The organism is Bacillus cereus group sp. BfR-BA-01350 (assembly GCF_022663775.1).
GTDB classification, from domain to species: Bacteria; Bacillota; Bacilli; order Bacillales; family Bacillaceae_G; genus Bacillus_A; species Bacillus_A paranthracis.
The window spans coordinates 675,811-689,397 of sequence record NZ_JAKUGD010000001.1; the positions used below are offsets into that span (position 1 = coordinate 675,811).

A 13,587-nucleotide genomic window follows, 5' to 3' on the forward strand; every position below is an offset into this window, starting at 1 on the left:
AATAAAATATGAGGTGGTTAAATGGGAAATGAGCAAGTGAAGTCTGTAAAGAAAGAAAAAAAGTTATGTCTTTGTATGATTGTTAAAAACGAGTCTAGAATTATGGAAAGATGTTTAAATGCTACGAAATCAATTGTAGATTTTGTTTCTATTTGTGATACTGGATCGACGGATAATACGCCTGAAATTATTGAAAATTGGTGTAAGGAAAATGAGATACCTGGGACGGTTCATCATGAGCCGTTTAAAAACTTTGGTTATAACAGAAGCCTAGCTGTTTCGTTAGCGCAAAAAACATACCCAGAAGCAGATTATTTATTAATATTAGATGCGGATATGATTTTAGAGGTTGATCCGAATTTCGATAAAACGAACTTAACGGAAGATCATTATCTTACATTACAATATGATATTCATATTAAGTATTGGCTTACACGGCTTTTAAAAGCGTCTTTACCATGGAAATCAGTCGGTGTTACTCATGAGTATTGGGATATAGATCGTTCCAAAGTTGGAGAGAATTACAATACGAGAGTAGCTAGGCTGGAGACGCTTGTCGTTAATGACCCTGGTGATGGTGGGAGTAAAGCGGATAAATTTGAAAGAGATGAGAGGCTGTTGTTACAAGGGCTGAGTGATCCAGAAACTACGCCAGATTTGCATATAAGATATTTATTTTATTTAGCCCAAACGTATTTTCATTTAAGTCAATTTGAAGATTCGATTAAATGGTATAAAAAACGAGTGGAAGCAGGGGGATGGGCTGAAGAGGTATTCTATTCGTTATTGCGAATAGGATTTTGTTATGAACAATTAGCAACTCGTTCAGCAAATAAACAACTTGAAGTAACAGAAGCGGATGAAAAAGAAAATGCTAAGAAACAAGAAGAGCAATTTACAGCATTAGCTGTTCTTTATTTTCAAAAAGCGTGGGAATATAGACCAACTAGGGCTGAGCCGTTATATCAACTTGCAAGAATGTATCGATTAAAATCTCAAAATAACATTGCTTTGATGTATGCTCTGCAAGGGAAGGAAGTTCCTTTTCCAAAAAATGATCTTCTATTTGTAGATTATCATGTATATGATTACTTATTTGACTATGAGATTTCTATAAGTGCTTTTTATATACCACATAAAAAACATTTAGGTGCAGTGTCACAAAAATTTTTGGAATCGAAAAAAGATGAGTTACCGTTGCATATAGCAAATATGGTAGAAAGTAATGCGAAATTTTATTAAATACAATTTCGGTTAAAGGAGTAGTGGAGTAATAATGGAATTAATACGATGGGCGCTAGAACTAGGAGAATCTGTGCATGGAAATACGTATGAAGAATTGTTGCCACTACTAGATTATTATTATGATCGTGATCATTTAAAGGCGTATTGTATCGCAAATCTTCTGTTAAACATGGACGTATCAGATGAACATCAGCAAAGAATTGAATTAAGAAGGTGCATTGCTGCTTATTATGCTGGACTATATAAAGTAGCAAAAAAACATGCAAAGGATCTTTTACTGAAATATCCGGATGTAGATTTATATAAGAATAATTTAAGGCTAATGGAAGCTTATTTGAATAAAGAATATGATTATTGTTTGTTTATATGCCCAAAGACGTATGGTAGTTTTATAGATGTTGCGCGAGCTTTGAAATGGCGATTGGAGCAAGAGGGAAATACAGCAATCATATCAGAAACAATACTCGAAAATGTGGGGAATACAATTGTTTTTGGAGCGCATACATATGCACATAGCCCACATCTCCTTCCGAAAAATGCAATTATTTATAATTTAGAACAGCTATATGAAGGAAGCCCTTATGCGCATCCTCTTTATTTAATGTTATTAAAAGATGAGGAAATTTGGGATTATAGTAAACAAAATATAGAATGGTTAAAACAAAGAGGAGTAGGAAAAGAAATAAAACATGTAGGCATGAACTATGCACCAACTTTAGAAATAAAAAAAGATGCATTTGATGAAGAATTAATTGAAGACATTGATATACTGTTTATAGGTGCTCTTAACCCAAGACGGCAAGCTATATTGGATCAATTAAAAGTCGTTGCCCCGAATTTAAATATTGTTTTTAAAAATAATGCATGGGGAATTGTTAGAAATGAGTTAATTGCTAGGTCTAAAATTATATTAAATATCCACTTTTACTTATCTGGTATTCTTGAAACTCCTCGAGTTTCTTATGCAGTGGCAAATAAGAAATTTATTATTTCGGAAAATAGCAACCCAGAGGACGAAATAGATTGGCCGGGTATTGTATTTACTCCGTATGAAAAAATAATTGAAAACGTAATGAAATATATAGAATTACCAGAAGAACGGAAAAGATTAGCGGAAAAAGCATATAACCATTTTAAAGCAAATGAAAGTTTAGGTATATTGAGCATGAGAGATGAAACAAAGTAATTGTACGAAACTCATACGAAAGTATGAGTTCTTTTTTGTTTATCATACTATTTTATGAAACAAGTTAACTTTTTATATTGTGTTTTGTATAGAAATTTCTGATAATATATAAGTAGAAATTGAAAACAAAGGGGAGAAATAATCATGAAACTAGTTGTTATTAACGGTACACCAAGAAAATTTGGTAGAACTCGCGTGGTGGCAAAATATATTGCTGACCAATTTGAAGGGGAGTTATTCGATTTAGCAGTAGAAGAACTACCTTTATATAATGGGGAAGAATCACAACGTGAATTAGAAGCGGTGAAAAAATTAAAGGCGTTAGTGAAAAATGCAGACGGCGTAGTGCTATGTACACCTGAATATCATAATGCAATGAGTGGGGCGTTGAAAAATTCGCTAGATTACTTAAGTAGTAGTGAATTTGTTCATAAACCTGTCGCATTACTTGCAGTTGCAGGAGGCGGTAAAGGTGGAATTAACGCATTAAACAGTATGCGTACTGTTGCTAGAGGGGTATACGCCAATGCCATCCCAAAACAAGTTGTGCTTGATGGACTTCATGTACAAGACGGTGAACTGGGTGAAGATGCAAAACCATTAATTCATGATTTAGTTAAAGAATTGAAAGCATATATGAGCGTATATAAAGAGGTGAAAAAGCAACTAGGGGTTGAGTGATATGTCATCTCTTTATAAAGATTCACGCTTGTATTTCATTCTAGGGGCCAATAGTCTATCAGCTATTGGTTCCGGTATTGTAATGATAACGATTCCATGGTTGTTAATTAAAGAGAGTGGAGGAGAGACAACGTTTGGTTATGTTTCCATCATCTCAACACTGATTATGTTTTTGTTAACTCCGTTTATCGGGCAAAGTATTGATCGTTTTTCAAGAAAATCTTTATTATTATGCAATGAAGGTATTGGGATAGCCGTAATCGGAATAATGGTTATATGGGGATTTGCTGGGCAATCCTATCATTCTATTCATTATATTCTTATTTATATAGCAGGCTCTTTTTACTATCTATTATTTTATCCTACAATTTTTGCGTTCAACCAAGAAATTTTTCAAGCAGAACATTATAAAAGTTTAAGTGGAACGATGGAAATACAAGGACAGTTAACACAAGTTATTTCAGGAGCAGCCGCGAGCTTCCTAATTGAAGTTGTGTCTTTGAAGTGGATATTGTTAGTAGATATGTTAACTTTTGCAGGAGCATTATTGCTATTTTTATGTATACCGTATGTCAAGAAAAAAGAGATTAAAAAGAAAATAACATTTAAGAAGCAATTGTTCGAAGGAATTCACTTTATGAAAAACTGTCCTAAGCTCTTTTGGTTCTTACTTGCTACTTATATGCCGTTTATAGGTGTCATGATGGCAAATTATTTAATACCAGTTTATATTTCGGATATACTTAAAGCTAATGCCTCTGTATACGCGATAGAGGGAATGATGTACGGTGTTGGAGCTGTTGTTGCAGGAATCTGTATTCCACTCATAATGAAATATGTCAAAACAGAAGTTTCAATCGTTATGACGATGTGCATTTATGTAATTTCAATTACCGCAATGATTATTGAACCTTCCATAATGTTGTTATATGGACTAGCGATTTTTCATGCGATTGGAAATGCGGGGACAAGAGTGGCGAGAAATGTATTGATGATGGAGGAAATCCCAAACGAAGTAATGGGACGTGTTGACAGCTTATTTCGATTAATTGGTACAGGAATAAGAATTGTATTATTAATGCTGTTTACAGCTGGTGTATCTAAAGCTGGGGTAATGCTTCCTTTTTACGTATTAAGCTGCATATTGATCTTTTCATTAGGAATCGCTATCTATTATGTACTTTCACAGCGTAAAGTAAGAACGAACGTTTCTAATAAATCAATCATATAAAGTGAAACTAATAATCAGTAGGTTTTTTTCCATCCCACTGATTATCAGCCCTCACCAATCGGGCTTTAATGGGCAGCCCGATCCCCACTTAACTTTTTTGCTTTCGCTGAATTTTGAGGTGGGGGTCTTACTGCCCATTAAAGCGGGATAAAAAATACTTCTGCCTTCCTATCTTTTTCTATATAATTAAAAAGAAAGGGAGTGCAAACGTATATATGAACAAATGGATATTACTTATAATCTTATTATTACCACCACTATACATCCTTTATATGACCTTTCGAATGAAGAAAGTTGCTCGTGAAAAGTTGAGCCATCACTCTCCGTACGTTCTTATATTAGGTGCAAAGTTATTTGGAGATAGACCGTCTTTATCTCTTCAAAACCGTTTGGATGTAGCATTGGAATATTTAGTTTCTCATCCTGAAGCGAAAGTAATTGTTTCAGGCGGTCAAGGAGAAGATGAAGATATACCGGAAGCTCATAGTATGAGGAACTATTTAATGGTACATGGTATAGATGAGAGTCGTATTTTAATAGAAGATCAATCTACAAATACGTATGAGAATTTAAAGTTTAGTATAGATTTATATGATGTGAAACATGCGGTAGTTGTAAGCAATACGTATCATTTATATAGAACGAAAATAATTGCAAAGCGTTTAGGCATGAGGATGGAGGCACTAGCTGCTGAAACGCCAATGCGCTCTAAGAGAAAAATGTATGTGCGTGAATATGCCGCTATAATGAAAACAATATTGTTAGACCGTTAGAGCTCAAATGTGAGCTCTTTTTTGTTGAATAATGCGTATCATTTGAAATGAATTCCATATTCCATCAAAATAAAGGAAACAACGATAAAGGAGTTGTATTTGTGATTCAGTTTAATCAAGTGTCAAAATCATATGAAGATGGCACAAAAGCAGTGGATTCATTGCATTTAGAAATTAAAAAAGGAGAATTTTTTGTTCTCATTGGTCCGAGTGGTTGCGGGAAAACAACGACAATGAAGATGATGAATCGTTTAATTGAAACGACAGAAGGCTCAATTTTAATCGATGGAAAAGATATTCAAGAATACAATATTAATGAATTACGCTGGGATATAGGGTACGTGTTGCAGCAAATCGCTTTGTTCCCTCATATGACAATTGCTGAAAATGTTGCAGTTGTTCCTGAAATGAGAAAGTGGAGCAAAGAAAAAATAAAAGCTCGTGTCGATGAGTTGCTCCAGATGGTCGGGCTAGATCCAGATGTATATCGCGATCGCATGCCTGATGAATTATCAGGTGGGCAAAAGCAGCGTATTGGTGTCGTACGGGCATTAGCCGCAAATCCGAAAATCGTTCTTATGGATGAACCATTTAGTGCGTTAGATCCGTTAAGTAGAGAGCAACTTCAGAAGGATATCGTACAATTGCAAAAGAAGATTCAAAAAACAATTGTATTCGTAACACATGATATGCAAGAAGCATTATCACTTGGAGATCGCATTTGTGTTATGAAAGAAGGAAAAGTTGTTCAATTAGATACGCCAGAAGGAATTATACATAACCCGAAAAATGAATTTGTAGAAGAATTCATTGGGAATCGTGGAAGACCTTGGTATGAGGGGAAAAGTATTGAAGATGTATTGCCACTTGATGAAAGTATGCGGATAGAAGGGGAGGCACTATCATTACATTCTTCTTTACAAGAAGCATTAGTTCGCCTGCGAGCTGATGAAGTCGTTCCAGTTGAAGAAAATGGTCGATATGTTGGAGCTTTAACAAGTCGTCATATTGTCAATTATATCGTTGAACAAATGAAGGAAAGAGGCTAAACAGTGACTAATTTTATACAGACGTTTCAAGAACGAAAAATAGAATTACTAACTGCATTAAGTGAGCATTTACAAATATCGCTTATTTCATTATTTTTTGCAGTAATTATTGCGGTACCGCTTGGCATTTTATTAACGAGAAAAGAGCGAATGGCTGAATTTATAATAGGAACTTCTGCAGTAATGCAGACAGTGCCATCACTTGCATTGCTCGGACTATTAATTCCGTTAGTAGGAATCGGAAAACTTCCAGCGATTATCGCATTAGTTGTGTATGCACTATTACCTATTTTACGCAATACATATACAGGAATACGGGAGTTAGATGAATCTTTAATCGAAGCAGCGAAAGCTATGGGGATGAATAGTTGGAGAAGACTGTGGAAGGTAGAGCTTCCTCTTGCATTACCAATTATTATGGCCGGTATTCGTACGGCAATGGTATTAATTGTTGGAACGGCTACATTAGCAGCTCTTATAGGTGCTGGTGGGCTTGGTAAACTCATATTGCTTGGTATCGATCGGAATGATCATGCGCTTATCATTTTAGGGGCCGTACCAGCCGCGTTACTTGCTTTATTCTTTGATATAGTACTTCGGGTACTTGAGAGTCCAAAACGTTCGTCTAAGCGTGTTATATTGACGATATGTATTGTTTGTATAATGGTTGCTTCTCCATTTCTTTGGAATACAGAAAAGAAAGATATTGTTATTGCGGGTAAACTTGGATCAGAACCTGAAATTTTAATTCAAATGTATAAGCAGCTTATTGAACAAGATACCGATTTACATGTACAATTAAAACCAGGTCTTGGAAAAACATCATTTGTATTCGAAGCATTGAAATCAGGGGAAGTAGATATATACCCTGAGTTTTCGGGAACAGCTTTATCTACATTCGTGAAAGAAGAGCCAAAAAGTACAAATCGGGATGAAGTATATGAGCAGGCTCGAGTTGGAATGGAAAAGAAATATAGTATGGTTATGTTGAAACCAATGGAGTATAACAATACATATGCACTAGCTATGCCGAAAAAAATAGCAGATCAAAAGAATATAAGTACAATTTCTGATTTAGGAAATATTGCACAGGATGCTAAAGTAGGGTTCACATTAGAATTTGCTGATCGTGAAGACGGTTATAAAGGAATGCAAAAAATATATAACTATAAATTTTCAAATGTGAAAACGATGGAACCGAAATTACGTTACAGTGCAATTCAATCAGGGGATGTTAATGTAATCGATGCATATTCAACAGATAGTGAATTGGAACAGTACGGACTTAAAGTGTTAAAAGATGATAAAGGGTTATTCCCACCATATCAAGGTGCACCGTTATTAAGAAAAGAGACATTACAAAAATATCCTGAACTTGAAAAAGTATTAAATAAATTATCTGGAAAAATTACAGATGAAGAAATGCGAAAAATGAATTATGAAGTAAATGTGAATGGTAAAAGTGGTGAAGAAGTCGCAAAACAATTTTTACAAAAAGAGAATTTACTTCGTTAAATTTACAAAAAATATACAAATTCATATGTATGAAATGACCGTTCATTATAAAATGAACGGTTTTTTTTGTGCATACTTATACATTTTTTCAAAAAAGTATTCCATTTTTCTTCATTTTCTTTTAGAATAAGTAATGTTTTCCTGAAAAAATATAAGAGAAGCGTCTATTAGAGAAAAAGGTGACTTTAATAGTTGAACGAACATAACACCTAGAATGACAGATGGGGTGGTACAAATAGAAAAGAAGTTAGGATTTTTTCCATTAATTGCATTAGTAGTCGGAACAATGGTTGGTGGCGGTGTTTTTAGTTTACCGCATGATTTAGCAGTAGGAGCAAATAGCGGCTCTATCATAATTGGCTGGTGTATTACAGCGATGGGAATGATTCCACTCGCGCTCGTATATCAAACGTTAGCAAGAAAGAAACCAGAGCTTGAGGGCGGGATTTATAGTTATGCACGTGCTGGTTTCGGTGAATATATCGGATTTAACAGTGCTTGGGGATACTGGTTAGCAGGAATTTTAGGAAACGTTGCAACAATCATGTTACTGTTTAGTACATTAGGTTATTTCTTCCCCATTTTTAAAGGTGGAAATAGTGTTGCGTCTATCGTAGGAGCATCACTTTTATTATGGACACTTCATTTTCTAATTTTATTTGGCATTCGTGAAGCATCTATTATGAATGTGATTGCAACAATAGGGAAATTGGTTCCAATCGTATTATTTATTGTTGTAATGGTAACAGCGTTTCGCTGGGATACATTTACACATGATTTTTGGGGAGAAGGAACTATTTCAGTTTCCTCTATACTTGGTCAAGTGAAGAATACAATGCTTGTAACTCTTTGGGTTTTCATCGGGGTTGAAGGAGCGGTAGTATTATCTGGAAGAGCGAAAAATAGTCGAGACGTCGGTAAAGCGACAGTATTAGGACTTATTTTAGTAATGTCTATTTATATTTTAATTTCTGTCTTGTCAATGGGAGCGATGACAAGAGGAGAGCTTTCTGTTTTAGAAACGCCGTCAATGGGACATGTATTAGAACATGTTGTTGGGACGTGGGGCGCAGTAGCGATTAACATCGGGTTAGTTGCTTCACTTGTAGGTACATTAATAGGTTGGTTTTTACTTGTTTCTGAAATTTCCCATGTAGCAGGAAAAGATGGTGTGTTTCCGAAAGTCTTTACGAAAACAAATAAAAAACAAACGCCGCATATGGCATTATGGATCTCAAATGGCGTTGCCCAAGTTATATTTATAATCGTTCTGTTTTCAGAGTCAACATATCAAATTATGTATTTCATAGCGTCAACATCAATTTTAGTACCATATTTATTATCAGCGTTATTCCAATTCAAATTAGTGATTACAAATGAACTAAAAGATGCAAAAGTCAAAAATGGTTCGCTAGCTTTAATTGCTTCACTTTACTCTGTATGGCTTATTTATGCAGCTGGTTTGAAGAATTTATTGCTCGTTTCAATCGTATACGGAATTGGGATCATTGTTTATGTGTACGCAAGAAAAGAAAAAGGAAATCGTTGTTTTACTCGTATAGAGAGATATGTAATGTGGGCAATTGTTGTAGCAGCTGTTACATCTCTTTATATGTTATTGACTGGAAATATAAAAATGTAAAAGTCCTTTTCATTTAAAGGGCTTTTTTCTTTGTTTATAGAATATTTAATACATAAGATATTCAGGAGGGATGAAAATGGAAGGAAAAGAACAGTTGACGAGAATTGTTGATTTAGCGAGTGAAGTAAGGAAAGTGTTAGTGCAAGAATCTTTTTTTAATCATCATCCTGAACTGCGAGGAGTGATTGAAAATTTAGCGAGTGCGGTAGAGAATTTGGCGGAATTACAGCAACATAAAGATGAAAACGCTGAAGATCGTTTACGATATGTACTTGCTAAAATGAAAATTGCTCATAATGCCATCTTACAAGAGAAAAACGCATTTCCATCTCATTAATATACGATTTCATTTTGAACCTGGCGGATAACGTCAGGTTTTTTGTTTCTAGTTTTGCGTTTCTTTCATACACTAAGAATAGTATGAAAAAAAGAAGGTGACGAAGGTGAAATTACATAAAGCTCTTCAGCCAAGTTTTATAAAACGAATGTACTATATGAGGTTTATTGGGAAGTTTACAAAAGCAGAGAGTGAGAAGAGTGGAGAGAATTTCTTTGTACAATGCCTATCGCCAATACCATTCACATTGCAAGAGCAATTGAAAAATGAACCATATGTATTTGAAGGTTTATGTAGCAATAAAAAGAATGAAAAAGTCTTTTCGGAATTAAAGAAAAGAAAACTAGAAAAGCAATTGATTATGTTTCGTCTCTATTATGAAAGAGGACATATATACGTGGAGTTAATTTGTACAGAAGAAGCGCGAGAAATAGCAAACGGTTATAAAATGATTCCAGTACCTAAAGTTTCCGATTATAAAAAGGGAGAGTCTTTAGAAAGAAAACTTAATAATGGTTATTTGTCATTTCTAATGCCAAAATATCCGAAAGACTTTGAGCCTCCTGAGTTATTGTGGCATGAGGGAAGGTTATATGGAAATATATCTTTAAAGTCATCGTCAATTAGTTCAATCGCATATTTTGAACAGCAGCGGGAATGTAAGTATATAGAACTTAATGATTGGATGAAGTATGTAGAAATAGCGGTAGAAGATCAATTATATTTTGTAAGTAATCATGTGTATGAGCAATTAAAAAAACGAATAACTGAAGAAGGTAAGCTTGTAGAGGTAGAGGAAATAAAAGTGCAAAAGGATGAATGGGAATGGGATGAGCGTGAATCCGTCTTTTTACAGTATGTGAAAAGTTTTGTACGTAATAAAGGGCTATATTTGGATGAAACAGATATTTATAACTTTCATATAAGTACAAAAACAAATATGTTGACGATTCTGGGGGGGATACCAGGTGCTGGAAAATCCCGTTTTGTGCAAGCTTATGCAGAAGCACTTGGATTACAATACGGGGAAGAATTGGTTTGGATCCCGATTTCACCATCATATCAAGAACCACATGATTTACTTGGTTACCTTCATCCAAATGGTACTTTTATTGAAAGTGAAACAAAATTAGTTAGGGCGTTAATGAAGGCAAAAGAAAATCAAAATCAGCTGTATATAATCGTTTTTGATGAAATGAATATGTCACATATTGAGCATTGGTTTACTCCATTTCTATCTGTTCTTCAACTTGAAAAACAAAATCGTATTTTAAATTTATATGAAGGTTTGCAAGAAAAAGAAAATTCAATTCCGCCAACAATTGAAATTGGAGAAAATATTATATTTGTTGGTACTGTGAATTTTGATGAAACAACGAAGGAGCTCTCAGATCGATTATTAGATCGGACGAATGTAATAACTTTACGAAAGATTCCGTTTTGTGAGATGTGTATGGAGCAAGAGAAAGTTGTATTACAACCACCTCTGAAAGTAACTGCAGGAGAATTTCGCATAAATTGGGTCAGGAATAAAACGATGATTGAGGTGTTTTCTGAAGAAGAGTTAGAGCTATTAGATAAGTTACATGGTGTATTGTCATCACACGATACGTCAAAGGGAATTTCTTTTCGATGTGCAAATGCAATTGCTACTTATTTGCAAAATATACCGTTCCAAAATAATCATTCTTATATGATTAGTAGAGAGGAAGGATTTGATTTACAAATAAAGCAACGTGTATTGACGAAAATAAGAGGGACTGAAATGATGGTTGGGTCTTTACTTTCAGAGGAAGTAAAAAGGGGGGCAACATTAGTACCTCTTTTGCAATCTCCACTTGCAAACAGAGTATCTACATTTGAACACTCTTTAGCATATATAAGAGAAAAGCGTAGAGAACTGGAGTTGTATGGTTATGCAAAATGATGGGCGATACGAAACAGAAATCGTTGATACGAAAGAAACGCTTCCTTTTGTATTAAAGTTAATTATTGGAACGGAGTCAAAAGGAGAATATATTTTATTAAATCGTCTTTGTACCTCTGCAACAGCATTAGCTCAATGTATTTATAAAGTGCAAGAATTAAAACCAATTAGATTGCAATACCATTATGAAAATCCAATGAATATTACTTTTATATGGAATAAAGTCTATGAGGGACAGAAGAATATAAAAGAGACAAAATATGAAATAAATGACCAAAAACAAAAGGTATTAATATATGAACATGGAAAAACGGAATTCTTTTATCCATGGCGTTGTGGTTTATATCATTTTGAAGTGAATATAGAAGAGCGAACGTATTATGGCGCTTTTCAAGTCGTCCCCAAAAATTTTTTTGATGATCAATTTGAAATGATTCAAAACTATGTGAAGTCGATTTTAAATGAGTTGATTTTAGATAGAGGTTATTATAAAAAGACTTTCTCTGCACTTAGCGATATTGAAGATTCTTCTTATTTAGTGTTACTTAGAAAGTTGCCGCAAAAAATGAAAAAGATAAAGCGAATTTTTAAGAAAATAGAATCAAGTTCAAAATTTATACATGAATATAAATGGGAAGAAAAGGAGCGGAAAGCAACGAGGAAAGGAGCGGTAGTAGCGGAAAGAAAACCGTATGCAAAATATTATAATCGTAAGTTTATTGAACAAAAAAATAGTATGGAAAATGCATTTCTTAAATTTAAAGCGATGCAATTTTATCTCTATTTACTTGAAGCGGAAAATTTTTTGTGTCAAACAATTGAAATATTAGAAAGAGAAAAAAAGAAGAAATCAGAAGAATTTCAAGCTGTAAAAACGATTATACAAACAATTGAGCGTAATGGATCAGTGACCGATAGAGAGAAACAAAAATATAAAAATATACATTTACTAAAAGAGGCGGATTTACGAAAAAGTTCTATGAAGATACAAGAATATAAAATTTTAGCGCATTTTGTACATGATAGTGTACAATACTTTCAAACTTTAATGCATTCTCCATTTTGGAGAGAAGTTTCTGAAACGGGTAAGATGAATTCGTATAATTTACCGATACCACATCAACAATTACTACAGCATTTAGATTTACTTCCACAATATACAGATCAATCTCCATCTTTATTATTTGTTTATAAACCAACTTTTTTAGTGTATGAATATTACGCTTTTTTTATCGTTATTTCCATGTTAGAGCAAATTGGTTTTGAAGCTAGAAATTCCATTCGTGAACAAATACAAGAACATTTTTATGTAGATGGATTACAAGATGGAACGACAGTAGTTTTACATCGAGAGGATATGAAAGTCCATGTCGCATTTAATGATTTAATTGAAACACATCCTCTTATTGCATTAAGTAAAGGGAGTAATTTTTATAATGGAGAAGACACGAAGAAGCCAGATATTCGATTAGACTGTTATGTAAAGGAGGAAGAGAAATACGTATATCAATCTTCTATTATTATTGAAGTGAAGTATAGCCCAATGTACAATATTTTTCAACATGTTGGGAATACGAAAGCAACTGAGCAAATGTATAAGTACTGGTCTATAAAATTTGTAGAAGAACAGGATGGAAAGCGAATCTATCATCGAAGGGCCATTTATGAAGTCATTTGTGTATACCCAGGAAGTCATATGCATAGTAAAAAAATTGAGTCTGGATGCGGTGTTTTTTTGCAATTATATCCATATAAAACGAAACAAGGAGAAGAGAAATTAGCGGGGAAACATGGAATGGTACAAATTTTTGAGAAGTGGTTAAAAAGCATGAAGAAGTAAAAGAAATCCTTTTTTATAAAGGATTTTTTTAGATTAAGAAGAATTATATGCAGTGTGGAATAAAGTTCCATACGGTATGAATTTGGTAGTAATATAAATATGTTGTTAGAAGAACCGTACATGAGGGATAAAAGACGATTAAGATGGAATTTAATTCGTTT

The 13,587-nt window shown here is 33.9% G+C and carries 11 protein-coding genes; all 11 read left to right on the forward strand.

What is annotated here, in order from left to right:
- Nucleotides 1–21: 21 nt before the first annotated feature.
- Complete coding sequence (locus tag MR147_RS03415) at nucleotides 22–1,242, forward strand: tetratricopeptide repeat-containing glycosyltransferase (protein WP_074607776.1); 1,221 nt, start codon at nucleotides 22–24, stop codon at nucleotides 1,240–1,242.
- 34 nt (nucleotides 1,243–1,276) lie between these two features.
- Nucleotides 1,277–2,431 carry a CgeB family protein gene (locus MR147_RS03420; RefSeq protein WP_074607774.1) on the forward strand — a complete coding sequence of 385 codons (1,155 nt, stop codon included), beginning with the start codon at nucleotides 1,277–1,279 and terminating at the stop codon, nucleotides 2,429–2,431.
- Nucleotides 2,432–2,575: 144 nt separating this feature from the next.
- On the forward strand, nucleotides 2,576–3,112 hold the full coding sequence (locus MR147_RS03425) for an NADPH-dependent FMN reductase (protein WP_074607773.1): 537 nt from the start codon (nucleotides 2,576–2,578) through the stop codon (nucleotides 3,110–3,112).
- Nucleotide 3,113: 1 nt separating this feature from the next.
- Nucleotides 3,114–4,343: an MFS transporter gene (locus MR147_RS03430; protein WP_242303658.1), complete on the forward strand. Its 1,230-nt coding sequence runs from the start codon at nucleotides 3,114–3,116 to the stop codon at nucleotides 4,341–4,343.
- Nucleotides 4,344–4,558: 215 nt separating this feature from the next.
- On the forward strand, nucleotides 4,559–5,116 hold the full coding sequence (locus MR147_RS03435) for a YdcF family protein (RefSeq protein ID WP_001045793.1): 558 nt from the start codon (nucleotides 4,559–4,561) through the stop codon (nucleotides 5,114–5,116).
- 101 nt (nucleotides 5,117–5,217) lie between these two features.
- The gene (locus MR147_RS03440; RefSeq protein WP_074607771.1) at nucleotides 5,218–6,165 is read left to right on the forward strand and encodes an ABC transporter ATP-binding protein; all 948 of its coding nucleotides are present in this window, start codon (nucleotides 5,218–5,220) and stop codon (nucleotides 6,163–6,165) included.
- A gap of 3 nt (nucleotides 6,166–6,168) precedes the next feature.
- Nucleotides 6,169–7,680, forward strand: coding sequence for an ABC transporter permease/substrate-binding protein (locus MR147_RS03445; protein ID WP_074607770.1), 1,512 nt, complete (start codon nucleotides 6,169–6,171; stop codon nucleotides 7,678–7,680).
- A gap of 214 nt (nucleotides 7,681–7,894) precedes the next feature.
- Complete coding sequence (gene arcD / locus MR147_RS03450) at nucleotides 7,895–9,322, forward strand: arginine-ornithine antiporter (protein ID WP_000129464.1); 1,428 nt, start codon at nucleotides 7,895–7,897, stop codon at nucleotides 9,320–9,322.
- Between the two features lie 76 nt (nucleotides 9,323–9,398).
- Nucleotides 9,399–9,659, forward strand: coding sequence for a LemA domain protein (locus MR147_RS03455; RefSeq protein ID WP_074610378.1), 261 nt, complete (start codon nucleotides 9,399–9,401; stop codon nucleotides 9,657–9,659).
- Nucleotides 9,660–9,765: 106 nt separating this feature from the next.
- Nucleotides 9,766–11,586, forward strand: a complete 1,821-nt coding sequence (locus tag MR147_RS03460) for an AAA family ATPase (RefSeq protein WP_139302905.1) — start codon at nucleotides 9,766–9,768, stop codon at nucleotides 11,584–11,586.
- Complete coding sequence (locus MR147_RS03465) at nucleotides 11,576–13,426, forward strand: hypothetical protein (RefSeq protein ID WP_074610382.1); 1,851 nt, start codon at nucleotides 11,576–11,578, stop codon at nucleotides 13,424–13,426. The genes MR147_RS03460 and MR147_RS03465 overlap by 11 nt, the downstream gene beginning before the upstream one ends.
- Nucleotides 13,427–13,587 lie beyond the last annotated feature (161 nt).